General features: G+C 53.5%; 21 protein-coding genes. 7 read left to right on the forward strand and 14 right to left on the reverse strand.

Going from position 1 to position 24,550, the window contains the following annotated elements:
* Nucleotides 1-192: 192 nt before the first annotated feature.
* The 11 genes from fdnI to proB all read right to left on the reverse strand — a co-directional run bounded on the left by fdnI (nucleotide 193) and on the right by proB (nucleotide 12,439).
* Entirely contained in the window at nucleotides 193-834 is a 642-nt protein-coding gene (gene fdnI / locus QLG08_RS01065) for a formate dehydrogenase-N subunit gamma (protein ID WP_174261114.1), read from the reverse strand.
* Complete coding sequence (fdxH, locus tag QLG08_RS01070; RefSeq protein WP_282472770.1) at nucleotides 827-1,711, reverse strand: formate dehydrogenase subunit beta; 885 nt, start codon at nucleotides 1,709-1,711, stop codon at nucleotides 827-829. Before fdxH ends, fdnI begins: the two co-directional genes overlap by 8 nt.
* An 11-nt stretch (nucleotides 1,712-1,722) precedes the next feature.
* Nucleotides 1,723-4,773, reverse strand: coding sequence for a formate dehydrogenase-N subunit alpha (gene fdnG, locus QLG08_RS01075; protein ID WP_282472771.1), 3,051 nt, complete (start codon nucleotides 4,771-4,773; stop codon nucleotides 1,723-1,725).
* A gap of 276 nt (nucleotides 4,774-5,049) precedes the next feature.
* On the reverse strand, nucleotides 5,050-6,798 hold the full coding sequence (locus tag QLG08_RS01080; RefSeq protein WP_014593017.1) for a glycosyl hydrolase family 28-related protein: 1,749 nt from the start codon (nucleotides 6,796-6,798) through the stop codon (nucleotides 5,050-5,052).
* Between the two features lie 199 nt (nucleotides 6,799-6,997).
* Nucleotides 6,998-7,288: a hypothetical protein gene (locus QLG08_RS01085; protein ID WP_013024790.1), complete on the reverse strand. Its 291-nt coding sequence runs from the start codon at nucleotides 7,286-7,288 to the stop codon at nucleotides 6,998-7,000.
* Nucleotides 7,285-7,632, reverse strand: a complete 348-nt coding sequence (locus QLG08_RS01090) for a hypothetical protein (RefSeq protein WP_013024789.1) — start codon at nucleotides 7,630-7,632, stop codon at nucleotides 7,285-7,287. Before QLG08_RS01090 ends, QLG08_RS01085 begins: the two co-directional genes overlap by 4 nt.
* A complete protein-coding gene (locus QLG08_RS01095; protein WP_013024788.1) occupies nucleotides 7,629-8,096 on the reverse strand; it encodes a hypothetical protein in 468 nt (155 codons plus the stop codon). The genes QLG08_RS01090 and QLG08_RS01095 overlap by 4 nt, the downstream gene beginning before the upstream one ends.
* 196 nt (nucleotides 8,097-8,292) lie before the next feature.
* Complete coding sequence (locus QLG08_RS01100) at nucleotides 8,293-8,571, reverse strand: hypothetical protein (protein ID WP_013024787.1); 279 nt, start codon at nucleotides 8,569-8,571, stop codon at nucleotides 8,293-8,295.
* A gap of 422 nt (nucleotides 8,572-8,993) precedes the next feature.
* The gene (locus tag QLG08_RS01105) at nucleotides 8,994-9,713 is read right to left on the reverse strand and encodes an XRE family transcriptional regulator (protein WP_110286405.1); all 720 of its coding nucleotides are present in this window, start codon (nucleotides 9,711-9,713) and stop codon (nucleotides 8,994-8,996) included.
* Nucleotides 9,714-10,072: 359 nt separating this feature from the next.
* Entirely contained in the window at nucleotides 10,073-11,326 is a 1,254-nt protein-coding gene (proA, locus tag QLG08_RS01110; protein WP_110286404.1) for a glutamate-5-semialdehyde dehydrogenase, read from the reverse strand.
* Between the two features lie 9 nt (nucleotides 11,327-11,335).
* Entirely contained in the window at nucleotides 11,336-12,439 is a 1,104-nt protein-coding gene (proB, locus tag QLG08_RS01115) for a glutamate 5-kinase (RefSeq protein WP_110286403.1), read from the reverse strand.
* Between the two features lie 351 nt (nucleotides 12,440-12,790).
* Between proB and ompC the strand changes: the two genes are divergently transcribed.
* A complete protein-coding gene (ompC, locus tag QLG08_RS01120) occupies nucleotides 12,791-13,924 on the forward strand; it encodes a porin OmpC (protein ID WP_110286402.1) in 1,134 nt (377 codons plus the stop codon).
* A gap of 218 nt (nucleotides 13,925-14,142) precedes the next feature.
* Here ompC and crl read toward each other — a convergent pair whose 3' ends face one another.
* The 3 genes from crl to gpt all read right to left on the reverse strand — a co-directional run bounded on the left by crl (nucleotide 14,143) and on the right by gpt (nucleotide 16,491).
* On the reverse strand, nucleotides 14,143-14,544 hold the full coding sequence (gene crl, locus QLG08_RS01125; protein ID WP_015700889.1) for a sigma factor-binding protein Crl: 402 nt from the start codon (nucleotides 14,542-14,544) through the stop codon (nucleotides 14,143-14,145).
* A 119-nt stretch (nucleotides 14,545-14,663) separates the two neighbouring features.
* Nucleotides 14,664-15,917, reverse strand: coding sequence for an esterase FrsA (gene frsA, locus QLG08_RS01130; protein ID WP_042677581.1), 1,254 nt, complete (start codon nucleotides 15,915-15,917; stop codon nucleotides 14,664-14,666).
* Nucleotides 15,918-16,032: 115 nt separating this feature from the next.
* Nucleotides 16,033-16,491 (reverse strand): xanthine phosphoribosyltransferase, encoded by a 459-nt coding sequence (gene gpt, locus QLG08_RS01135; protein WP_014606498.1) that lies wholly within the window; start codon nucleotides 16,489-16,491, stop codon nucleotides 16,033-16,035.
* A 252-nt stretch (nucleotides 16,492-16,743) separates the two neighbouring features.
* On the opposite strand from gpt, the gene pepD reads away from it, so the two are divergent.
* The 6 genes from pepD to QLG08_RS01165 all read left to right on the forward strand — a co-directional run bounded on the left by pepD (nucleotide 16,744) and on the right by QLG08_RS01165 (nucleotide 24,381).
* Nucleotides 16,744-18,201: a beta-Ala-His dipeptidase gene (gene pepD / locus QLG08_RS01140; RefSeq protein ID WP_013024779.1), complete on the forward strand. Its 1,458-nt coding sequence runs from the start codon at nucleotides 16,744-16,746 to the stop codon at nucleotides 18,199-18,201.
* A 273-nt stretch (nucleotides 18,202-18,474) separates the two neighbouring features.
* Nucleotides 18,475-19,467: an ornithine cyclodeaminase family protein gene (locus QLG08_RS01145; protein WP_014606500.1), complete on the forward strand. Its 993-nt coding sequence runs from the start codon at nucleotides 18,475-18,477 to the stop codon at nucleotides 19,465-19,467.
* A gap of 27 nt (nucleotides 19,468-19,494) precedes the next feature.
* Complete coding sequence (locus tag QLG08_RS01150) at nucleotides 19,495-20,466, forward strand: threonine/serine dehydratase (protein ID WP_014593008.1); 972 nt, start codon at nucleotides 19,495-19,497, stop codon at nucleotides 20,464-20,466.
* A 313-nt stretch (nucleotides 20,467-20,779) separates the two neighbouring features.
* Nucleotides 20,780-22,285: a sugar ABC transporter ATP-binding protein gene (locus QLG08_RS01155; protein WP_015700891.1), complete on the forward strand. Its 1,506-nt coding sequence runs from the start codon at nucleotides 20,780-20,782 to the stop codon at nucleotides 22,283-22,285.
* Nucleotides 22,282-23,283, forward strand: a complete 1,002-nt coding sequence (locus QLG08_RS01160; protein ID WP_013024774.1) for an ABC transporter permease — start codon at nucleotides 22,282-22,284, stop codon at nucleotides 23,281-23,283. The genes QLG08_RS01155 and QLG08_RS01160 overlap by 4 nt, the downstream gene beginning before the upstream one ends.
* Before the next feature lie 30 nt (nucleotides 23,284-23,313).
* On the forward strand, nucleotides 23,314-24,381 hold the full coding sequence (locus tag QLG08_RS01165) for a sugar ABC transporter substrate-binding protein (RefSeq protein ID WP_282472772.1): 1,068 nt from the start codon (nucleotides 23,314-23,316) through the stop codon (nucleotides 24,379-24,381).
* Nucleotides 24,382-24,550: the final 169 nt, after the last annotated feature.

Raw genomic sequence — 24,550 nt, forward strand, 5'->3', positions numbered from 1 at the left:
CGAAGGAACAGCGGCGGCTGCCGGACGCCGGGATTGTTAAGGGGCTGGCGCAAGCCCCTTAACCCGACCGCCTGCACGGACAGGCTGAAACTCCCTCACGCCTGGCGGGCGGAATCTGCTCAATGCAAAATCGTAAATCCCCCAAACGGGCGGAACCTGCCCGGGGCAACATGACGTGAACTCAGCCCCCGACTACTCCACCGCCTTCTTCTCCGCCGCCTCAACCTCGCGATACCAACGCGGATGGTGCTTTCTCGCCCAACGACGGCTTACCTTGCCCTCAATCATCCCCGTAATAGAGCCTTTAACCCAAAACGCCATATAGACATGAATCAAAATGGCGTGGATCAGCACGATTGCGGCGACGGCATGAATCAGCAGGCTCCAGCGGATAACCGTGATGGGGAAATATGCCGCAAGATAAGGCCGCCAGATAATAATGCCGGTCACCACCAGCACCACAATCAAACACATAATGGCCCAGAACATCATTTTCTGGCCCGCATTATATTTGCCTACGTCGGCTACTTTGTGCTCATTGCCCTTGAGCACTTCAACAATCCCTTTTACCCACGGCACATCCTGCCTGTCCGGGATGTTGTGGCGTACAAAGCGCAAAAACATCACCATCAATAACACGAAAATCAGTACGCCAAAAAACGGATGTAAAATCCGTCCCATCTGCGGCGTACCGAAGGTTGCTGTCAGCCAGTGCAGCGTTGGAAAGAACAGCCCAAGGCCGGAAAGCGCGACCAAAAAAAAGCTGATCACCACGGTCCAGTGACAGGCGCGATCGATAAATCGGGTACGCAGGATCATGTTGCGCTTACTCATGATCGTTCTCCTCTTCATTATCCGTCTCTTTATTCGGACCAATACCCACATAGTGATAAAGGAGCGCGGCTAAGGTCACAATCAATCCCGCGGCGGAAAGCGGTTTGAGCACGCCCTTCCATACATTAACCGGCGTAGCGATTTTTGGATCGGCGGGCAGATGGTGGTAAAGTCCCGGCTTGTCCGCATGGTGCAGGACATACATCACATGTGTTCCCCCCACGCCCTCTGGGTTGTAGAGACCCGCATGGACATAGCCACGTTTTTTGAGCTGTGCCACGCGCACTTCTGCCATGCTGAGCATCTCTTTTTTGCTACCAAACTGGATGGCACCTGTTGGGCAGGTTTTTACACAGGCGGGCTCCTGACCCACCCTTACTCTGTCCACACAGAGCGTGCACTTATAAACGCGATTATCATCGGGATTCAGCCGTGGCACGTTAAACGGGCAGCCGGCAATGCAGTAACCACAACCGACACAATGCTCAGACTGAAAATCCACAATGCCATTCGCATACTGAACGATGGCGCCGGCAGAAGGACAGGCTTTGAGGCAGCCAGGATCGGCGCAGTGCATGCAGCCATCTTTGCGAATTAACCACGCCAGTTTGCCCTGCTGCATCGTTTCGCTGAACCGCATTACCGTCCAGGATTTCGCACTTAACTCCATCGGATTGTCGTAGACGCCGGTGCAGTGACCGACATCATCACGGATATCGTTCCATTCTGCGCAGGCCACCTGACAGCCTTTACAGCCAATGCAGATCGAAACATCGATAAGTTTTGCCACTTCTGCCTGAAAGTCCCGCGCCTGAGGCGGTGGCGTTAAACTGTTGGTCGCAGAGCGTTGAAGAATATCTTGAGATTGCATAGACATGGGTTGCCTCCTTACGCCCGCTCAATGTTTACCAGAAACGCTTTGTATTCTGGCGTGTGTGAGTTGGCATCACCCACCGATGGCGTCAACGTATTGGACAGAAAGCCTTTACGTGTTGCGCCTTCAAATCCCCAGTGGCAGGGAATCCCGATGGTATCCACGCGTTTACCGTCGATGGTTAACGTCTGCAAACGCTTCGTGACCACGGCTTTCGCCTTGATAAAACCGCGTTTAGACATCACCTTAACCATGTCTCCTGCGGCAATACCTTTTTCATTTGCCAGAGACTCGCCAATCTCAATAAATTGCTCAGGCTGAACAATGGCGTTAAGTCGGGCATGCTTGGTCCAGTGGCGGAACAGCTCGGTAATGGAATAGGTGGTGGCGACATAAGGAAACGCATCGGCTTTACCCATATTGGCAATATCGTCACTGAAAATTCGCGCCACCGGGCTGGAGACGACATATGGATGCAGAGGGTTAGTCCCAATGGGTGACTCAATCGGCTCATAATGTTCCGGGAAAGGGCCATCATTCATTTTGTCGATCGAGAACAGGCGCGCAACGCCTTCCGGGTTCATGATAAAGGGTCCGACATGGCTGTCTGGCGCAGACAGGTTGTAATCCGCAACGTCCATCCCTGCCCATTTTTTACCATCCCAGTGCAGCAGCGCGCGTTTTGCATCCCAGGGCTTGCCCGCGGGATCGGCCGAGGCTCGGTTATAGAGAATCCGACGATTGGCTGGCCACGACCATGCCCATCCCGGCGTACAACCCAAACCATAAGGATCGCTGTTGTCACGATTCGCCATCTGGTTGCCCTGCTCTGTCCAACTGCCGCAGTAGATCCAGCAGTAACTGCTGGTGGATCCATCATCACGAAGCTGTGCAAAGCTGCTGAGCTGCTCCCCTTTTTTCGCAATTAACCGACCTTGTGCGTCATACAGATCCTGAAGCGCCATCCCATTAGCCTCACGGGCAAGCTCTTCGGGGTGCGGATCACAGGGATCGTGATAATTCCAGTTAAGGTTGAGTAACGGCTGCGGATTAGCCCCGCCCTCTTGCTGGTAAAGCTCTCGCAATCGCATAAAGAGGCGGCCAAGGATTTTACCATCATGTAACGCCTCGCCCGGTGGCTCTGCTGCTGCCCAGTGCCACTGTAGCCAACGGCCGGAATTCACAATCGATCCGTTCTCTTCGGCAAAGCAGGATGACGGTAAACGGAAGACTTCGGTCTGGATCGCCTCTGGCTTAACATCATTCATTTCGCCGTGGTGCTGCCAGAAGTTCGAGGATTCGGTTACCAGCGGATCAATGACTACCATGAATTTGAGTTTCGAAAGCGCGCGGGACGATTTGTTTTTATCGGGGAAGGCAGCAAGCGGATTAAAACCCTGGACAATATAACCGTTGATTTTGCCCTCTAGCATCAATTCGGCCTGCGTCATCACATCATAAAGACGATCCCATTTGGGCAGCCAGTCATAGCCCCAGTTATTTTCCGCCGTGGCATGTTCCCCCCAGAAGCTTTTCATCATACTGACGAAAAACGTTGGCGTGTTCTGCCAGTAGTTCACCTCGTTCACCCCCAGAGCAGGCGGTGTGATCTGTGAAATATAGGTCTGATAATCGGGTTGATGCTCTGAGGGCAGAGGCATGTAGCCGGGCAGATTGGTCGACAGCAATCCAAGATCGGTGTAACCCTGAATATTCGAGTGACCGCGCAGCGCATTGATACCGCCGCCCGCCATGCCGATATTGCCGAGCAACAGTTGCAGCATGGCGGCCGCCCGGATGATCTGCGCACCGGAAGAGTGATGAGTCCACCCCAGCGCGTACAATATCGTTGCTGTACGATCCGCCACGCTGGTGCTGGCCAGAATTTCACAGATGTGCGTGAAATCAGCGACTGAGGTCCCACATAACCGATTCACCATGTCTGGCGTATAACGTTCGACGTGTTTTTTTAGCAGGTTCCACACACAGCGCGGATGACGCAGTGTAGCATCCCGTCGCGCATGGCCCTGTTCATCAAGCTGATAGAACCAGCTGGATTTATCATACTGCTTCTTATCTGCGTCATAACCGCTGAACAGGCCGTTATCAAACGCGTAATCATCACGAATCAGCAGGCTGGCATTGGTGTAATGACGGACGTATTCATGCTGAATACGATCGTGTTCAATCAGGTAGCGGATGACGCCAAGCAGGAATACGTTGTCCGAACCGGCGCGAATCGGCGCATAGATATCGGCAACGGCGGCGCTTCGGTTAAAACGCGGATCGACCACAATCACGGTGGCGTCATTTTTAGTCTGCGCCTCAATAACCCATTTAAACCCCACCGGATGCGCCTCAGCCGCATTGCCTCCCATAATCAGAACAACGTTGGCATTTTTGATATCGACCCAGTTATTGGTCATGGCACCGCGGCCAAACGTGGGGGCAAGCGCAGAAACCGTAGGCCCGTGACACAAACGTGCCTGGCAGTCTATCGCGGTCATGCCTAATCCCCGGGTAAACTTACCATCGAGGATGCCCGTCTCGTTACTGGCGGCGGAAGAGCACAGCATGCCCGTTGTGGCCCAGCGGTTAACCGTGACCCCTTGGGCATTCTTCTCAATAAAGTTTGCATCGCGATCGTCCTTCATCAGACGGGCAATGCGGTTGATAGCCTCATCCCAACTGATGCGCTGCCAGGTGTTTGATCCCGGCGCACGATACTCGGGGTACTGCAGACGGGTTTCACTGTGAATATAATCCAGCACCCCCGCCCCTTTCGGGCAGAGCGAGCCACGGCTGACCGGATGATCGGGATCGCCCTCTACGTGGTAGATACTTTCCCTCACGTTTTTAGCGGCGTCGCCCAGGCTGTAAATCAACATGCCGCAGCCAACAGAGCAGTAAGTACAGTTATTACGTGTCTCTCTCGCTTTTATCAGCTTGTATTGACGGACTTCTGCGTGCAAAGAGAAAGAGGATAAAAATCCGAGAGATGCAACAGTGGTACCGGCCAGGCCGCCTGCGCAGATGCGAAAAAGTTTTCTTCGGCTGAGTTCCATGTAGCCTCCAGAGTGAAATAGCAACAACGAAAAGTTGCACAGACTATAAGGTTATTCAACCCCAGAAACCATTAACTGTGTAGGGTTATTGATGTAGCGCAATCTTCTATTTGTTGAGCTTGATCTCAGCTTTGATCAAAACTGACTTTGAGACCGTTTTGCGTCATATCCGGCAGGCATTCAGATCCCGATAAAACCAAAGAGCGGCGGAAGAGACAGGTACTGCGCTTAAAGCAAAAAAAAGCGAGGCCGAAGCCTCGCGTAGGATTGCCAGCGTTAATCGTAATAAGGGACTTTACGATCGGTACCGTTAATATTGATGAGCACAAAACCCGTCGGCGTTGTTTTATTGGTCGGCGACCCCGCCGCCGTAGCGAGGGTTACCACGCCTTTTTCATTGGCGCCCACGCCCGCGACGCCATTATGTAACCCAAAGCGTGCGGCAGGCTTAAGCGTGCCCACTTTCGATACGTCATCCACCAGGGACAGGTCACTCTGAAACAGGGAACAGGAACCCGTATCAAAGCGCGTCGGACCGGTGGTTTTCAGGTTAAACATGGTTTCACCACTGTTGGCTCGCAGCTTAACCCAGATACCGGCATAGGTGGTTCCCACACGGTTATAGCGAATGTCCATCACCGCAGGCTGCCCCATATGGCAGGCATCTGCCCAGACCGTATCCAGCCGCTGCAGGTTGATCCAGGTCTTGCCCGTGCCGGGCATATTGACGGGCGAGCCTGCCGTACCTGAAGGCGTGGTGTTATCCGCTTTACCGATCAACTCAATGACCCACTGTTGATTGGGTGCCGGGAAAAATACCTGTCCAAGACGATACCAGTTATCCGTCTCCGTATTGTTCACTACCTTATAGCCACTAAAGTACCCGGCCCGCAGCGAACCGCTCATGAAAGTGCCGAAGTTCTCGTCACGTCGATAGCCATACTCGAAGGTAGAAAGCCACTTGCCTGCCACAAGGTCCTGGCTGAGCTTTGAACCTGACTGCAGGTTAATATGACGCATTACCACGCGGGCGTTGTTCAGTATTAATGGGGTACTGCAGTTCTCGACGTTGAGCGTATCGATGGTCCAGCCGCCATCAGACAGATCGCCGGGATTGCGCGTATGTTCAATCCAGACGTTACGCATAATCGCCTGCGTCATACGCGGCATATACAGCGTGGCATCACCATAGCCCGTCTGGAAATTCGCATTGCATAACTCAACGGCCGTAGAGTGATCCCAGACGCCTTTGGGGGAACCTGACCAGCCGATATCGAAAACGCGCGAGTAGGTGGTATTGGTATAGATTTGCTCAAACTTACTGTCGAGCGTGTCCTGCAGCTTAAAGATGGTTCCACCGCTGCGCTGCCCCCGAAAGCAGCTGATATTAACGATTTGCCCTGCCATACAACTGTTTTCAAAAAACGGCTGAACATTGCTGCACATTTCAGGGGTAATGGTGGCCGTGTTGGTGACGGTATCCGCCGTGGCCTGTCCGTCCCAGGTAATCCCACGAATGGTGGTGCGCCGTGCCTGAACTTTGAACAGGGTATTGGCACTTTTATCTGACACGATGGTGGTGCCGGGCAGAGAACCCAGCGCCAGATCGTCCCCGGCCAGGCCAAAGAACGGGATTTCTGCATTGCTCAGATCCATGGGCATAATCAGAAAACGCCCGCCCGGGAAACGTACCGGCAATCCCTTCATATTCTGGCTGTAAGTTTGTGACCAGCCGAGAATACGTTTAAACGCATCGGTGTCATCCGTGACGCCATCGCCCTTGGCCCCAAAATGCAGGATGTTCACTTCTCGCGGATCGTTGATTGAACGCTTCCAGTAGAAGCCGTTTCCTATGGCTACCGTACCGCCATCATCTTTTAAAATCGTGGTGCCGGTAAACCCCACAAAATCGCCGCCGCCACGAAAGCTGGAATCTTTATCGTAGTAGCGTTTCAGTACGGCAATTTCACCTGGTTTTGACGGCATGGTCGTACGAAGCTCAGCAAATGAGTTAACTTCAATCATGATATCCTCCTCAGGATAATAGGCTGTAAATCAGAAGGTTAAAGAATCTTCGGCAGCGGAATGACCACACAGGACATCCCATAAATCGTTATGGCTGTTAATGGCGCGCACGGTGCGAATGTCGGCCTTATTGGCGTCATCGCCATGGGTATAAATCGGGGAAAAGAGGATGCAGGCTGAATCGCGATAAATGATGGGCTCAGGGTTGGTGATATTTGGACTGCTGCAGCTTGTCGCGAGCAGCAGCGTCATCAAGATTAAGGTTATCAGTCGCCACACGCTTCGCCTCCTCACTATTGCGTTGCTGTTGATGAGTAACATTCGCCATGCGATTTGCCTCTTGCCTGGCGCTGTCAGCTTCCGACCGGGCTTGCTGTTGCACCTTGCCGATTTTCTTACCTCCGACGTAGCTGGCAACGACGGCGATGATCAGTGCACCCATCGCCGCCAGCCCGTGCCAGCCGCTGGTAAACAGAGAAAAAAACGTCATGATGCCTCCTCTTTGCTCTGGCGCTTTTCATTCAGCAGGTTTTTCTGGCGAACAAATTGCGCAATGACGCCCATCGCCACCATAAAGGCGCCAATGAGACCAAGGTAATTGTGGGGAAGGATGCTCTTCACATCGTCAGGCAGCGTTTGCCACGCACTGAGGGCAGACGACGGAAATGACTGGACCCAGGCGCTGAGCATTGACCCCAGCGAAGCCAGCCATACAGACCAGGTTTTAAATAACAATTTGGCATGGGAAACGAACTGCAACGTGGTGAAACGCTGCATCAGCAGCAAAATAATGATGACGGTCAGCACGGCAATGATGAAAAATAACCATCTCATAGCAGCCCCCGGTAGATGTCATAGTTACCGCTACGCATGACTTCAGCATGACGCCTGACGCGCCCGGGGGTTTGCCGGGCCCAGAGACTGTTGAGCATGGCATCGCCCGCCTCCGTAAAATGCTCACGCGTGATGGCACTGAGCATATTTTTAAACTGCAAAACTCCGTCAACGCCCAGTTGGTATGCCATGCTCATCAACACATCGGTTCGTGCGTCATTGCACTTTGCCAGCGCCTGCTTCAGGGGAGCGCGACTTTGCATATCCGTGATTTTGTTTTCCAGAATGCACTGTTTCCACACATCGCCCACCCGACGCGGCACCCGCAGCACATAGTTACTTAATGACGCCCCTTTTGGTCCGATACGAATCCCTCCGGCAACCGTAGGAAACCCCAGTGAATCGAGATAGGGCATTTCGGCGTAACCTTCTTCGAAATTCAGTATTGCAATAATCTGGCTCATAGAAACTCCTCAGTGATGATGCAGGCAGCCCATCCACCATGAAAAAACATAAAGCAAACTGATTAGTGCCAGCGATAAACGCAGCGGCAGAACGGTTAAAAATGCAGCAGCACTAACGTTTTGCCTAAAAATCAGGCACAGGAAGGGAGGATGGCGCGGCCTGCTACAGGCAGTGGATCGGTGACGGTCGTCGCGTTCAGCGAACCGCGTAAAGGTGAACATGGGGCAGACAGCAGTTATCAAAACCTGAAATCTCTTTGCTTCTCCGCTGTGGCGCGCTTACCGCGCGGTCAACCACAGAAGTAACCTGCCGCTGACAAATTTGTTCAGCGCGTCGCAAAGGTCGGGGTTCGGGTGGGTAGTTAAGCGCATCGTCGATGCTTTGTTTGAGACGGTTGAGAGGTTGACGCCGCTGATGACGGCGGGTACGTGCGTTGCCGATGAAAACGCTTTTGCCATAGTGAATTATCGCCATAACTCCTCCTGTGAATGAGTCTTTGGCGATAGGGTGGCTGGCGAGTGTTTTGGGTCTGAAGAACAGGCTCGAATGTCGCTGAAAGCTGTTCGCAGGCGCACCTCCCGGCTGAATAATCAGTCAGGTGGAAGGGTCAGCAAAAGGGAACAGGCGGCATCTGACGACGCTGCATTAGGCGCATCCACCCCATCCCAAAGCTCATTAGCTTTTGGGGGGGTTGATTCGCGCTTGTGCAGCGCCTCAATTGTTTAAGAGCGTTTCATCCATGAGGTAACACGTTGTTTCATCCATGTTCAAATTATTAACAGGTTCTTATGCTTTATCAAATACCACCAGTTAATTTATTTTTAACTGAAAGTTAACTTTTTGAATTTAGGCCGATTATTTTTTTACAGAATATGCGGGCAGGCCTGCTGGATGGCCTATCCCAGAATATGATACTTCCGGGCCTGACTCATAATGACTTTAGCCAGTACGTTTAAACTCCCGACATCGTCTCTGTCGAGATACCAGGTTTCGTAACGTTTGTTGTCCGATATGACGGCAATTCTTTTGTGTTGCAGCTGCAGACGCTTGAGATACAGCTGCTCATCCAACGTAAAAATGTAGATACCGTCTCCGTCAAAATTCTGAACGCTTATGTCAACAAACAGCTGATCGCGCGGGCCAAAGGTATCGGACATGGCATCGCTGTTTATGGCAATGAGCCGGATATGGTCGGCAGGACGGCCGCTGAACAGAACCCGGGCCTCATCCTGATCGTATTCAATGGCCTGAATGATTTCGACAAAATCATCGCCTACCGCTGACTTTTGCCCTAAATCAAAACTGTTCACGCGAAAGGTGTTTTTTGGGCCGGGAAATGCGTGAAGGGGATAGGATTCCGGAGGCTGATCCATACCGTGTTGCAGCCACTCAACCCTGACGCCCAGTAACTGGCTGAGCGCGAGTAAATTGCCATTATCGGGTACGGACTGCGCGTTGAACCATTTCCACACGCCCGGTGCTGAAATCTTGCAACCCTGGCGTTGTAACGCACAGGCGACCTGTTTATTGCGTCCGTGTCCAGTAATGCCCGCACTTTCGCAGGCTGCAATCAGCCTGGCGGTGAAAGCTTGTCTGGTACTTTCTTTTTTAACCATTAGTTAATAATTGACCGTGAAAGAGGCGCTGAATGTTCTTTTCATTTTTGCTACCAGTTCATTTTATATTACCGTCAGTTTACTACCTAACAGCATGACTTAGCATTTCTGATTATTTGTCACCCTATCACCGCACAGCGAACCACAAAATGCGTCGGCAAGCCGCGTGCAGTCTCACTTTTCAGTCATTCTTTGTAAAAAAAGGCCAGGCTACTGAATCGTCCTGGTCGATCAATATCATTCTGACGGCTTAAAAACGCATCAAAAAACGCAAGACTCTACCATTGAGTGGCGCGGAAAAAGCAGCATAAAAAAAACGGGAGCCTGAACAGGCCCCCGTTTTATTTTAAAAAATGCAGTTATGCACGCAGGGTGTCATCACCCCAGGCAATCCATTTGTAGGTGGTCAGCGCTTCAAGCCCCATAGGGCCGCGGGCGTGCAGTTTTTGCGTACTGACGGCAACTTCTGCGCCCAGACCGAACTGTGCGCCGTCGGTAAAACGTGTACTGGCGTTCACGTACACCGCAGAAGAGTCCACCTGCTTCACAAAGCGGGCCGCATTCTTGGTGCTACGCGTCAGGATAGCGTCGGAATGTTGGGTGCCATGCATACGGATATGCGCAATCGCCTCATCCATATCAGCGACCAGTTTGACGTTCAGATCGAGCGACAGCCACTCATCGTCATAGTCGCCCGCTTTCACGGCCGTTACGCTGGCAGGCCCCTGTTGCAGCCGCGTCAGAACATTGGCATCAGCATGTAAGGGGATATTTTCTTCGGCCATGCGCGCAGTAAAAGCCGGTAGAAAACGATCGGCAATCGCGGCGTCAATCAACAGCGTTTCCAGCGAATTACAGGCGCTCGGACGCTGTTTTTTGGCATTGACGATGATGTCCAGTGCAGGGGCAATGTCCATGGTGTCATCGATATAAATATGGCAAACCCCGATTCCACCGGTGATCACCGGGATAGTAGAATTTTCCCGGCAGAGCTTATGCAGGCCGGCCCCCCCGCGCGGGATCAGCATATCCACATACCGATCCAGTTTGAGTAGCTGATTGACTAACTCACGATCCGGATTTTCGATAGCCTGAATCGCCGCCGCGGGTAAACCGTGCTGCTGAAGGGCAGTCTGAATCACCCGCACCGTCGCTGCATTGGTGCGCCACGTTTCTTTCCCGCCGCGCAGAATCGCGGCGTTGCCGGTTTTCAAGCACAGGCTGGCGACGTCCACGGTAACGTTTGGACGCGCTTCATAAATAACCCCCACCACGCCAAGCGGTACGCGACGGCGCTCAATGCGCAGCCCACTGTCCAGCTGGCCGCCATCGATCACCTGCCCGACCGGATCGGCTAACTGGCAGACCTGGCGGACATCGTTGGCAATCGCGCTGAGGCGCGCCGGCGTTAAGGTCAGACGATCGAGCAACGCGGCGCTCATACCGTTCTGTCGCGCCTCGGCCAGATCCTGCTCATTCGCCGTTAAAATAATCTCACTTTCTGCTTCAAGTCGGTCAGCAATCGTGAGCAAAACCTGATTTTTATCGACTGCGGACAGGTCCGCCATCGCCCAGGCTGCGGCACGCGCCGCCTTTCCCATTTCTTCAAGCATATCTGTTCCTTAGCTGACGATCATATCGTCACGATGTACCGCAACCGGCCCGTACTCATAGCCCAGAATTTCGCTTATCTGTTGACTATGATGCCCTGCGATCATACGCATCGCGTCGCTGTTATAGCGCGAAACGCCGTGGGCGATATCGCGCCCCTGCAGGCTACGGATACGGATGACTTCTCCACGGGAGAAATTGCCCTGAATCTCGCGGATACCTTTTGGCAACAGTGAGCTGCCGCGCTCGATAATGGCGGCAAGCGCGCCGTCGTCCACGGTAATTTCGCCTGCTGGCGGGGCACCAAAAATCCAGCGTTTGCGATTTTCAAGCGGCGTTTGCTGCGCATGAAACAGGGTGCCCACCGGCTTGCCCGCAATCACATCGCTAATGACGCCGCTGCGGCTGCCTGCAGCAATAATCACATCGATACCGGCGCGGCAGGCAATGTCTGCGGCCTGCAGTTTGGTCGACATTCCGCCCGTTCCCAGTCCGGACACGCTGCCGCCCGCTAGGGCGCGCAACGCATCATCGATAATATGCACATCGCTGATTAATTCCGCCTCTGGATTATTACGCGGATCGGCAGTAAACAGCCCCGGCTGGTCGGTCAGTAAGAGCAGCTTGTCTGCCCCACCCAGCATGGCTGCCAGCGCAGACAGGTTGTCATTGTCACCCACTTTGATTTCAGCGGTGGCAACCGCATCATTTTCATTGATGACGGGCACGATGTGGTTATCCAGCAAGGCACGCAAAGTATCGCGCGCATTAAGAAAGCGTTCACGATCCTCCATATCGGCGCGAGTCAGTAACATCTGACCGATATGAATGCCATAGATGGAAAACAGCTGTTCCCACAGTTGAATAAGACGACTTTGCCCCACCGCAGCTAACAGCTGCTTTGAGGCGATGGTAGGCGGCAGTTCGGGGTACCCCAGATGCTCACGACCGGCCGCCATCGCGCCGGAGGTCACAATCACAATACGATGGCCGGCGGCGTGCTGTTGCGCGCACTGACGCACTAATTCGACCATGTGCGCTCTGTTTAACCGACGCGAACCGCCGGTAAGAACGCTGGTACCCAATTTGACCACAAGGGTCTGACTGCCACTCATGTTGTCCTGCCGTAAAAAATTTCTGTGAACGGACTTTTTAACAGGTGCAGTGAGGGAAGCCAACAGCCAGTAAGGGAAAAACTGCAAATTTCGCAGAGCGTCAATTAGACCAAAAGTTCCCTGTTAACAACAAAACATCAAAATTGTCATAAAAAGTTCATCATTGATCGGTAAAAAGTCCGTGTTTTACAAACTTTTTCATTGATGCCTCAAAAGTTTTCTTGTTGTAACAAGGCGGCAACTGAATGCCCCCCGGCCTGTTCACTGAGCAGCCGGAGAATAAAGGCAGCCATGCCTGTAACAGGAAGACGTTGAGGACAAAAAATTTTTACTCATTGGGATTGATAGCAAATGAAGAAAAGTACACTGGCAATCGTGGTATCTGCTCTGGCGCTGACCTCTGCTGCGCAGGCCGCTGAAGTTTATAACAAAGATGGTAACAAGCTGGATTTCTACGGCAAGGTTAAAGCCGAACATTACTTCAGCGACAATGCCGGTGCTAACGGCGATAAATCTTATGTGCGTATTGGTTTTAAAGGCCAGACGCAGATTAACGATATGATGACCGGCTACGGCCAGTGGGAATATGAGTACAAGGCAAATAACTCTGAAGGCAGTGATGCTAACCAGAACAACAAAACTCGTCTGGGCTTTGCCGGTCTGAAATTCTCTCAGTACGGTTCATTTGACTACGGCCGCAACTACGGCGTGCTGTATGACGTTGAGTCTCTGACTGACGTCTTCCCGGAATTTGGTGGTGACGGCACGGCACGTACCGACAACTTTATGACACAGCGCGCCACTGGCGTAGCGACCTACCGTAACAATAACTTCTTTGGTCTGGTGGACGGTCTGAAGTTTGCTCTTCAGTATCAGGGCAAAAATGACGATAAAAGCGTGAACTCACGTGGCTTAGGAACGAATAACGCCATTGATACCAGGAGCCAGAATGGCGACGGCTATGGCGCATCACTGGGTTATACCATTGCTGATTCAGGCGTGAGCGTGCTCGGTGCGATTACCTCTTCTGACCGTACCAATGCCCAGCAGGCAGGCGCATATGGTCACGGCGATAAAGCCACCTCGTGGGGCACCGGTCTGAAATATGACGCCAACAGTGTTTACCTGGCAGCGATTTACACCGAAACGCGCAATATGACGCCAATCAGTGGAACCAACCGCGTCGCGGGCGGCTCCGTTTCTGGCTCTGCCAACAAAGCAGAAAACCTGGAACTGGTTGCGCAGTATCAGTTTGACTTCGGCTTGCGTCCATCCATTGGCTACGTACAGACCAAAGGCAAAGATATCGAAAACGGTATCGGCAACGAAGACCTGGTTAAATATATCGACGTGGGCGCGACCTACTACTTCAACAAAAACATGTCGACCTTTGTTGATTACAAAATCAACCAACTGGATAAAGACAACAAGCTGGCGCTTAACAACGATGACGTTGTTGCTGTCGGCCTGACCTACCAGTTCTGATGAATCTGAGTCTTGCCTGGCGAGAGGGACTGTCGAGGGAATGACGGCCCGCGCTAAGGAGAGGCTTAGTGCTTTACCCTCAATGTGAATGTGTCTGCTAAAAGGGCGAGTTGCAAAACTCGCCCTTTCCTTTTCCTGTCGCCCCATGACTCTGTCTGCCTGCAGATACTCTGGCTGCCTGAGGCGGGTACAAAAAAGGCCCTCGCAGGGGCCTGATGTCAGGCGCTGAGTTTTACCGGTTTTTCATCAAAATCACTGGCAGGCACCAGATCCAGTTCAAACTCTTTCAGCATCTCTTTGAGACGGCCGTGGAAATTACGTAACGTTTCTTCCACGCGGGCGTTGTTATCTTTGCCCTTGATCGTAGCGACAGACCAGTCGCCTTCTTTGTCAAACAGACCAATGTGATAAACGTAGGTAAAGTGATCGGCGTGCGCTTCCAACTCCATCCACCAGCCCCAGAACTCACGCAGTTCGGGCGCAGGTTTTACATTCACGCAGGCAGCCAGGCAGTCGAAGAAAAAACGGTTTTCACTACACTTTCCATCACGGATGTAAGGTCCCAGTTCCGTGAAGCGTTTAAGCAGGCGACTGCGGGGATGGCCACTCGGTAACGTCATGCTAATTCTCCATAAGGACAGGCTTTATATTCCGAACCGTAGCAGCCATGCTGCTCTGTCTTTCGACGATCCGAATGATTCCAGCTAGTAGTTGTAGCAAACACGGCAAATTTTGCCAGCTATCTTTGCAAACGTTGTGCCAGCCAGTCGCTGATTTCATTAAGTGCCTTATCAAAACTGGCGATCACCGGTTTTACCGGAATTAACAAGGCCTTACCCTGCGATGAGGAGCTAGCGATTAATTTGCTCTCCTCTTCCGGGCTGAAGAGATCGTTTGTCCAGTAGGCGGACAACATTGGCGTTGAGGTTCTGCGCCCCAGCAAGCCCTGATTTTTCAGGGAGTAGCTAAGCAGTTCCGCCCGCAATGCGCTGTCCGTGGTGCCCGTCATGCCGAGTCGGCTGGCAAGCATATCCATATACATATCCGGCACTTTGTTCTGCAGAGGAGCCTGCGTCAGCAGACTGTGTACGATCGGTCCCAGACAGGCCACGGCTTTAAGCCGCTGTGATTCGAGATAGGCCAGACGGACCGCCACATTGGCACCAAAGCGAAAGCCCAACGCGGCAACGCGTGTGTGATCGATCCAGGGGACAGAGGTCAGGTCACGCAGGACCTGCTGATGCAGAAAGCTGGTATCCTGGCTGAGCTTCCACTTCATCGAATTGCCCACGGAAGGCATATCCAGCGTGAGCATGGCAATGCCACGCGGTGCCAGATAGTCATGGAACAGACGATAATGATCGGTTTGTAGCGAATCCAGCGCGCCGCAAAACATGACTGTGGGATAAGGCGCGTCCACGCCGGACGGCATATGCAAAAAGCCGCTTACCGGGCTGCCGCCCTGAATCGGAAAGGTGAGCGTTTTAAGCTCTCCGGGTAGCCGTTGGGTTGCCTCTTCATAAGCGCGGCTGGCCAGCGTCTGAGCCTGATCGGCCAGCTCATCGCCTTTTATATAAGGATACGCCGCCACGCTGTAGAGATGCGACGCATGTAACCAGTCGTGACCAGCCCGATCGTGTTCGTCGGTGTTCGCGTCAAGTGCCCGCTGCTGCCAGATGCCCGCCTGCCTGCTCCACTCGTAGTTCCAGTTACCGTTACGGTAACCGATGACCGTATCCAGCAGCGCCGAATTGGTGTGCTCAACATCGCTGATGGCGATTCGCGCCAGCACCTCGCTAATCTCCTGGGAGGGCAAACCACGCCAGGCCCACATCAGCTTATTAAGCATCCGGTACCAGCCACGCTGGCTGTCCCCATCCAGCGCAGAATGCACCTCATGTGTGGCGTGACGACGCAGTCGCACCAGGGTCGAGGTTTCAGGGTGTTTAAAACGAGGCTTGAACAGCTCAACGCTCAGGTTTTTGCCAGGCATATTACCTCTCTGACAGCATTAACAGCGGTAAGTAAGTGTACTGTACCGCAAAACAACTCGCGAGGCGCAGAAAGCACAACGCCCGGAAAACCGGGCGTTGTTTGTGTTACATCAATCAGCTTTTAACAATCGGCGGAATATAGACCACGCCCATGTCCCATGGCTGCTCAATCCAGGTGTTCTGAGGGATATCAACTATATAATCGTCAACCAGCTCACGACCCGCAGGCTTAGCAAAAATGGTGCAGAAACGGGCTTTTGGGTACATTTCGCGAATGGCCTGTGCGGTGCCGCCGGTATCAACCAGGTCGTCAATCACGATAAAGCCTTCGCCATCGCCTTCTGCGCGCTTTAACACTTTCATTTCGCGCTGGTGATCGTGATCGTAGCTGGAAATACAAACGGTATCGACATAGCGAATACCCAGTTCACGTGCCAGCAGCGAAGCCGGTACCAGACCGCCGCGGCTGACTGCAATGATGCCTTTCCACTGTTCAACAGGAAGCAGGCGTTGAGCCAGTTTACGGGCATGAATCTGCAGCATGTCCCAGGTAACGACGTATTTTTCGCTCATAAATAGGTATCCCAGCCAGTCAGTGTGGCTTAAAAAATGTGCAACGGGGAAAAGGTTGCGCGAGATTATAAGGACATGACGCGCTAAAAACCAGCACCTGGCTTCTGGTTGCGGCTTTTTAACGCGTTGAATATCACACCGGGTGAGAAACAGTGATATTCTCGCCCTATCTCGTCGGTATACTGACGGCGATCTTTCACTGGAACTTCGCAATGTCCGGCCTGGCCGGCGCACTGACACAGGAGACTTGTCGTGTCTGAATTGTCTCAACTCTCTCCACAGCCACTGTGGGATTTTTTCGCTAAGATCTGCTCTATTCCGCATCCTTCTTTTCATGAAGAAGCACTGGCAAGCTATATCGTTGGCTGGGCTAAAGAACAAGGTTTCTGGTGTGAGCGCGATCAGGTAGGCAATATTCTGATCCGTAAACCAGCCACCCCGGGGATGGAAAAGCGCACCCCGGTGGTGCTGCAGGCTCACCTTGATATGGTGCCGCAGAAAAACAACGATACCGTTCACGACTTCACCAAAGATCCTATCCAGCCTTATGTTGATGGCGAATGGGTGAAAGCGCGCGGCACGACGCTGGGTGCAGATAACGGCATTGGCATGGCGTCTGCGCTGGCCGTCCTGGCGGACAGCAGCCTGACTCACGGCCCGCTGGAAGTCTTGTTGACCATGACCGAAGAAACCGGCATGGATGGCGCGTTTGGCTTACAGCCAGGCTGGTTGCAGGCCGATATTCTGATCAACACCGATTCGGAAGAAGAAGGTGAGATCTACATGGGTTGCGCAGGCGGTATCGACTTTATCACTACGCTCCCCCTGACTCGTGAAGCCGTTCCGGCTGGTAGCGAAACCCTGAAGCTTACGCTGAAAGGTTTGCGTGGCGGCCACTCCGGCGCAGATATTCATATGGGCCTGGGGAATGCCAACAAGTTACTGGCTCGTTTCCTTGCCGCCCATGCCGCAGAGCTGGATTTACGTCTGGTGACGTTCACCGGGGGGACGCTGCGTAACGCGATTCCACGTGAAGCCTTTGCGACCGTGTCTGTTGACAGCAGCAAAGTGGACAACCTGAAATCGGCAGCCGCCAGCTTCCTGGCTGCGTTGCAAAATGAACACGGCGTGAAAGAGAAAAACATCGCCTTTGTCAGCGAGCCGGTTGCCCATCAGGGTGATGCGCTGACGACAGAGAGCCGCGATCGCTTCCTGAATTTGCTGAACAGCACGCCAAACGGCGTGATCCGTAACTCTGACGTTGCCAAAGGCGTGGTTGAAACCTCACTGAACGTCGGCGTGGTCACGATGGAGGCCGATAAAGCAGAAATTAACTGCCTGATTCGTTCGCTGATCGATACCGGCCGCGATTACGTTGTGCAGATGTTAACCTCACTGGGCCAGCTGGCAGGCGCGCAAACGAAGCCGAAAGGCGGCTACCCTGGCTGGCAGCCAGATGCAGATTCGCCCATTATGGCACTGACCCGTGAAACCTACATGGCACTGTTCAACAAGACGCCTAACATTCAGGTTATTCACGCAGGCCTGGAATGTGGTCTGTTCAAAAAGCCTTATCCTGACATGGATATGGTTTCAATTGGCCCAACGATCACCGGTCCCCACTCACCCGATGAGCAGGTGCACATCGAGAGCGTCGGTCTTTACTGGAAACTGCTGACGACGCTGCTGAACGTGGTGCCCGAAAAGTAATTCCAGCGCGATAACGTCTCTGAGGGTTTATGTTCATCATAAACCCTTTTTTATTGCCCCTTTTGGCCCCCTCTCTCGCTACCCGGCTCTGACTTAGCATGCGCTTTCGCTATCGCTCGCTAAAACAGCTAAATGCGTTTATTCCACCCGCAAATTGACATTTTCTGTTGTACCGCCGATGCAATAATGCGCATTAGCCAAACTGCCTCCGGCCACGGCATCATGCCTTTTGTGTGACGGAGAGGCCTTCTTCACTGCGCAATGAGAGGGTGCATGAATACGTTATTGCTTACCAAACAGGAAGTCCGTCAGCTCATCAGCACCGACGACGTCATTGAGGCCGTAGAAGAAGCCTATAAAGCGTTCAACAGCAACCTGGTGGAACAGCCGGATTATATTGGCCTGCATCTCCCCGAAGCGGGAGGGGAAATCGACTTTAAAACCAGTTATTACAAAACCAGTGAACTGATTTCGATGAAGGCTTCCTCCGGTCCTTTTCCCCAGAATCCGGTGGAATATGGCCTGCCGGGCGGCATGGGAACGGTAATTTTATTTGATGCCCGTAGCTGTGCGCTGTGCTGCGTCATGGACGGCAGCCTGATTACCGGCCTGCGAACCGGCGCCTCGGGTGCCGTTTCTGTGAAGGCGCTGGCGCGCGCCGGGGCAAAAAAAATTGCGATGATAGGCACCGGCAATCAGGCCAGGATGCAGATCAGCGCCATTGTCAGGGTAATGCAAATTGAGGAGATTCATGCGTGGAGCCGAACGCCAGCAACCCGTATTGCCTTTAAAAAGGATATTGAAAGCGCGTTTGGCATTCCGGTGATTGTGGCTGAGAGCTGTCAGGCGGCGGTGGAGCAAGCCGATATTGTCATTACCACCACCCGAGGCAAAGGGCCGCTGGTCGAAGCCAGTTGGATCAAGCCCGGCACCCATATCATCGCCATCGGCACCGACCAGCGCGGCAAGCAGGAGTTCGATCCGCAGATTTTCAGCCGGGCAAAAATCGTTGTCGATTCCCTGACCCAGTGCACGCAGAAAGGGGAAACCTGGCACGCGCTGGACAGAAACATCATCAGTGAAAACGCGATTCATGCTGAGATAGGTGAAATCTTGCTGGGCAATAAACCGGGCAGAGAGAACGAGGCGGAAATTACCTTTTTTGACTCCACCGGACTGTCCATCCAGGACAACACGACCGCCGGTAAAATTTACCGCAAAGCGATTGAAAAAGGCGTCGGAACCCGTTTTGCGTTTTTTGAATAATTTTTCGTCCAGACGAAGGTAACCGCTATGACGCGTCAGTATCCTACCCTGCAAGATATTCACGAAGCGCAACAGCGCATTGCCGCCCATATTCGTCACACACCCTTGCTGCGCGCTGAGAAAATTGAAAAACAGGTGGGCTGCCAGCTCTATCTCAAACCGGAAACGCTGCAAATTACCGGCGCGTTTAAAATTCGCGGTGCGTTAAATAAAGTGCTTTCCCTGCCCGTTGAAGCCTTTGCCCACGGCATTATTTCAAGTTCATCAGGCAATCATGCGCAGGGCCTGTCGTATGCGGCCAGCATGCTGGGCGTGAAAGTGGTTCTGGTGCTGCCGGTAACGACGCCGAAAATCAAAATCGAGAATACCCGGGCCCTGGGTGCGGAGATTATTCTCTTCGATGGCGACAACGCCTCGCGCTGGAAAAAAGTTTATGAGATTGCCGAGCTAAACAACTATGCGGTGGTGCATGGCTTTGAAGATCCGATGGTTATGGCCGGTCAGGGCACGATCGGCTGCGAAATACTGAATGATTTACCGGATGTGGATACCGTGATCGTGCCGCTGGGCGGTGGCGGGCTTCTTTCCGGTGTCGCCACGGCCATCAAAGAATCTCGCCCCGCTGTCAGGGTCATTGGGGCTGAGCCAGCCCTGACGCCGAAATATTATCAAAGCCGGATCAACCAGCAGCCCACCTCCCTTCCGCTGCTCAACACCATCGCTGACGGCTTAAGAATCAGCGTACCGGGACGTAATCCCTACCCCATTATCGAGAGGTACGTCGACGAGATTATTGTGGTAGATGAAGAACATATTATTCAGGGCATGCGCGTGCTTGCGAGGGATGCAAAATTGATTGCGGAACCGGCCGCCGCAATCGGTCTCGGTGCGCTACTGGCGGGATCGGTTAGCCTGCAACCCAACGAGAAAGTGTGTGTGCTGCTCACTGGGGGAAACTGGGATCTGGCCGACTTAGCCGAGGTCTACGCATTCAAATAACCTGCCCTGCCCCCGTTTTAAAGATTAACCGGGTCACGTTGGCCTTCAGCATCCCAGCGGGCGTGCATTCTTTCCTGATGAGTGAAAGCGCGTCACAGCGTTCCTGGTGCCTGCGCAGCATAATCCGCTGGAGTAAGCCCACTTCCTGCCGCTAAATCACCAACTTACTGCGCTTCCCCAGCTTTAGCCGCCATTATGTCCAGATGTCTGGATGGCTAATAAGTTTCTGTGCTAACTTATGCGCTTTCGGCTGTTGCCGTGCCTGATGCTTCAGGAAAAAATGTGGTCAGTGACTTTAATGGAGATCCCTGCAATGCGTGCTTTAAATCGCCTTGAGATGCGTAACATCTCCATCGATTTTGGCGGATTTGCCGCGTTAACGTCGGTGGATTTTCAGAGTGAAGGCCACTCGGTTCATGCTCTGACCGGGGCCAATGGTGCCGGTAAGTCTACGCTGATGGCGGTGCTCTCGGGCGCCCACAGTCACTACAGCGGCGAGATTCTGCTGGACGGTAAACCGGTGTCGATTCGCAGCCCGCGAGACGCGAAGCAGTTGGGCATTCACCTTGTACAGCAGGAGGTGGATGTGGCGCTGGTGCCGCAATTAAGCGTCGCTGAAAATATTCTGCTGGATCAGCTGGCCGAGCCCGGCCACGGCTTTCGCTGGGGCGATATTCGTCGCCAGGCGCGCCAACTGCTGGCCCAACTGGATGCCAGCATAGATGTTAAACGCCCGGTAGAGCGCTGCTCGCTGGCGGAGAAGCAGCAAATTCTGCTGGCGAGAGCCCTGTCGCATCACTGCCGCTTTCTGATCCTCGATGAACCCACTGCGCCGCTAGACCAGCACGAGAGCGAACGCCTGTTCGCCGTGGTCCGTCGCCTGCAGACCAGCGGCATTGGCGTGGTGTTTATTTCTCACCGCATCCACGAGCTGAAAGCCATTTGCGATCGCCTGACGGTGCTGCGCGATGGACGGCTGATCGAAAGCGCCCCGATGGCTTCGCTGAGCGGTGAGCAGATTGTTGAAAAAATGCTGGGGCATCCGTTAACCGATATTTATCCCCCGCGTCGCCCCTTTCAGCCGCAGTCCGTGCTCATGGCGGTGGAGGGTTTGCATGATGAACACCTGCTACAGGATATCTCGCTGCGCCTGCACAAAGGCGAGATTCTGGGCATTGCCGGTCTGGCCGGTGCAGGGAAAACCGAACTCTGCAAGGCGCTGTTCGGTGCCAGTAAGAGCCGTGTTTCAGGCGGTGAACTGCACGGCAAACGCTGGAAACCGCGATCGCCACACGACTCGGTGCAACAGCGCATGGCGCTGGTGCCAGAAGAGCGTCGCAAAGAAGGCATTTTCATTGATGAATCGGTGGCGATGAACCTGAGTATCAGCGCAGACGACAGTTTTTCCCGCTGGAGCCTGTTTGGTCATCGTCAGGCCTGGCGCTGGGCAGAGGAGGTTATCCGTCGTCTCAGCGTACGTACGACAGGCCCGGCGCAGCAGTTGCGTCGTCTCTCAGGTGGTAATCAGCAAAAAGTGGCGATAGGCAAGTGGTTACGCAACAACGCCGACGTACTGATTTTTGATGAACCCACGAAAGGCGTGGACGTTAAAGCCAAAACCGAGCTGTTCACGCTGATCAGCAACCTTGCCCAAGAAGGCAAAGGCATAATTTACGCCTCTGGCGAATTTTCTGAACTGGTCGGCTTATGCGACCGTATTTGTGTGCTCTGGGATGGACGTATTGTGGCGGAGTTAGAGGGACGGCAAGCCACAGAAGAGACACTTTTGCTCTATTCCACCGGAGGAACCCCTGCGTGAGCAGTAAAGACTTATCCCTGAATGCAGCGTCTTCCTCGCTGCGCCATCAACTGTTCGATTTCCTGTACAAGTGGGGCATGCTGCTGACGGTAGTGATATTGATCGCAGCCTTTGGTCTGGCATCCGACAGTTTTCTGGAGCCGAACAATATCATTAATATCCTGCGATCCATCGCCATCGTGACCGTTATCGCGGTGGGCGTTTCCGTGTCGCTGACCGTGGGCGGCTTCGATCTTTCCGTTGGTTCGACCGCCTCACTGGCAAACGCCCTGGTGATTTCGTTATTCGTCTGGTACGGCTTTGATACGACGGCGGCTATCGCGATTACGCTGGCCCTTTGTACGCTGGTCGGCCTGTTCAACGCCTTCCTGATCGTGGTGCTGCGTATTCCCGACATGCTGGCAACACTCGCCACCCTGTTTGTGATTCAGGGCGTGGCAATGACCTACAGCTTTGGTGGCTCCATTACGGAAAATATGGTGTTGCCCAGCGGCGACATGGCTGAGGGCACAATTCCGGCAACCTTTAACCTGCTGGGCCAGGTGCCCACCATCGTCATTATCATGTTGGTTGTCACGGTCGTTGCACAGCTGGCGTTATCCCTGACAAAGCACGGTCGCCGCATGTACGCGTTGGGCGGTAATCCTGAAGCCGCCAGACTTTCGGGTATTCGTACCACGCGTTATCGCGTACTGGCCTATGTTATCGCCTCATTGTTAGCGGGGCTGGGTGGTATTCTGCTGGCCTCACGCATTGGATCGTCGCAGGTAAATGCGGGCGGCGGTTATCTGATGGATGCCGTCGCTGCGGCCTGGATCGGCTTATCCCTTGCCGGTTCAGGTAAACCGAATGCGCTGGGTACGCTACTCGGTGCCGTTATTCTTGGCGTGCTGCAAAACGGTCTGGTGATGTTATCCGTGCCCTATTACGCCATGGACATTATTAAAGGGCTGGTGCTGGCTTTAGCACTGGCTATCACGTACGTTCAGCGCCGCTGAGGCGCGTTCCCCTTACTGGAGTTAAGAATAATGAAAAAGATAACACTCTCGCTGCTGGCATTAAGCCTGCTAAACGCCAGCGCAGCGTTTGCCGACACCGTTACGCCCGTTCCTGCCGCTATCGCTAACCATGAAGGGCCGATCCGTATTGCGGTTATCCGTAACCTTGGCTCAGACGACAACACCACGCAGTTTGTTGCGGGGGCGATTCAACAAGGCCGCCAGTTGGGCTTTAAAGTCAGTACGTTTCTCAGCAACGGCGACGATGCGCGCTTTCAGGATTTCGTGAATCAGGCCATCAGCCAGAAATACGACGGTATTGTTCTGTCACATGGCAAAGCGCCATACGCCAGCGCGCTGGTAAAACGCATTGCGGACGCTGGTATTAAAGTCTCGGTATTTGATACACCGGTGGATACCCCGATTCCGGGTGTTACGGTGACAGCTCAGGATGATGCTTCTCTGGCTCAACTGTCTCTGGGACAGTTAATCAAAGATTTCAACGGTAAAGCCAACATCGTTAAATTATGGGTAGCGGGTTTCCCACCGATGGAACGTCGTCAGGTGGTTTATGAAAAATTGCTGAAAGAGAACCCGGGCATTCATCAACTTGAGTCGATTGGCGCGGTATCAACGGATGTTCAGGGCGACACCGCCAATAAAGTGGGCGCTATTCTGGCGAAATACCCCAAAGGCAAGATCGATGCCATCTGGGGCGCGTGGGATGCGTTCAGCCAGGGCGCTTATAAAGCGCTGCAGGAGAATGGCCGTACAGAGATCAAACTGTACAGCATTGATGTCTCCAATCAGGATTTGCAGCTGATGCGTCAGAAAGGCAGCCCGTGGGTACAGACCGTCGCCGTCGACCCTAAAACCATCGGGGCCGTAAATATGCGCCTGGTAGCGAACAAGATTGCCGGTGAAACCACCCCAGCGACGTATGAATTCAAAGCCGCATCGATTTCTCAGCAGGCGCTCAACAGCCATCCTGGTGCGGTGAACGTAGCATCGCTGAACAAGATTATTCCAAGCTGGGGCAGTAATGAGGATTTCGTCCAGCCGTGGTTTGCGACGCTGGAATCGAAATATAAGAAGTAGGTTTTCGTCGCCGAACAGGGGTGGTTAAGGCTTGACGCCTGAGCGGCGTCCAGTCACAAAGCGCCGAGAAGGTTTCGCTCGCCAGGCGGCAGGCAGTTTCAGCTCGCCCCGTGCGGGCGACCGACAAGGGGCCGCCACTCGCCGCGGCCCCATGACCCCGGGCTCCCCG

It is taken from the genome of Pantoea sp. V106_11, from assembly GCF_029967885.1.
GTDB classification, from domain to species: domain Bacteria; phylum Pseudomonadota; class Gammaproteobacteria; order Enterobacterales; family Enterobacteriaceae; genus Pantoea; species Pantoea ananatis.

Bases quoted from the DNA above. Each gene is read 5' to 3' on its own strand.
- fdnI (WP_174261114.1), bottom strand. From the start codon at position 834: ATGAGTAAGCGCAACATGATCCTGCGTACCCGATTTATCGATCGCGCC.
- fdxH (WP_282472770.1), bottom strand. From the start codon at position 1,711: ATGTCTATGCAATCTCAAGATATTCTTCAACGCTCTGCGACCAACAGT.
- fdnG (WP_282472771.1), bottom strand. From the start codon at position 4,773: ATGGAACTCAGCCGAAGAAAACTTTTTCGCATCTGCGCAGGCGGCCTG.
- QLG08_RS01080 (WP_014593017.1), bottom strand. From the start codon at position 6,798: ATGATTGAAGTTAACTCATTTGCTGAGCTTCGTACGACCATGCCGTCA.
- QLG08_RS01085 (WP_013024790.1), bottom strand. From the start codon at position 7,288: ATGACGTTTTTTTCTCTGTTTACCAGCGGCTGGCACGGGCTGGCGGCG.
- QLG08_RS01090 (WP_013024789.1), bottom strand. From the start codon at position 7,632: ATGAGATGGTTATTTTTCATCATTGCCGTGCTGACCGTCATCATTATT.
- QLG08_RS01095 (WP_013024788.1), bottom strand. From the start codon at position 8,096: ATGAGCCAGATTATTGCAATACTGAATTTCGAAGAAGGTTACGCCGAA.
- QLG08_RS01100 (WP_013024787.1), bottom strand. From the start codon at position 8,571: ATGGCGATAATTCACTATGGCAAAAGCGTTTTCATCGGCAACGCACGT.
- QLG08_RS01105 (WP_110286405.1), bottom strand. From the start codon at position 9,713: ATGGTTAAAAAAGAAAGTACCAGACAAGCTTTCACCGCCAGGCTGATT.
- proA (WP_110286404.1), bottom strand. From the start codon at position 11,326: ATGCTTGAAGAAATGGGAAAGGCGGCGCGTGCCGCAGCCTGGGCGATG.
- proB (WP_110286403.1), bottom strand. From the start codon at position 12,439: ATGAGTGGCAGTCAGACCCTTGTGGTCAAATTGGGTACCAGCGTTCTT.
- ompC (WP_110286402.1), top strand. From the start codon at position 12,791: ATGAAGAAAAGTACACTGGCAATCGTGGTATCTGCTCTGGCGCTGACC.
- crl (WP_015700889.1), bottom strand. From the start codon at position 14,544: ATGACGTTACCGAGTGGCCATCCCCGCAGTCGCCTGCTTAAACGCTTC.
- frsA (WP_042677581.1), bottom strand. From the start codon at position 15,917: ATGCCTGGCAAAAACCTGAGCGTTGAGCTGTTCAAGCCTCGTTTTAAA.
- gpt (WP_014606498.1), bottom strand. From the start codon at position 16,491: ATGAGCGAAAAATACGTCGTTACCTGGGACATGCTGCAGATTCATGCC.
- QLG08_RS01145 (WP_014606500.1), top strand. From the start codon at position 18,475: ATGAATACGTTATTGCTTACCAAACAGGAAGTCCGTCAGCTCATCAGC.
- QLG08_RS01150 (WP_014593008.1), top strand. From the start codon at position 19,495: ATGACGCGTCAGTATCCTACCCTGCAAGATATTCACGAAGCGCAACAG.
- QLG08_RS01155 (WP_015700891.1), top strand. From the start codon at position 20,780: ATGCGTGCTTTAAATCGCCTTGAGATGCGTAACATCTCCATCGATTTT.
- QLG08_RS01165 (WP_282472772.1), top strand. From the start codon at position 23,314: ATGAAAAAGATAACACTCTCGCTGCTGGCATTAAGCCTGCTAAACGCC.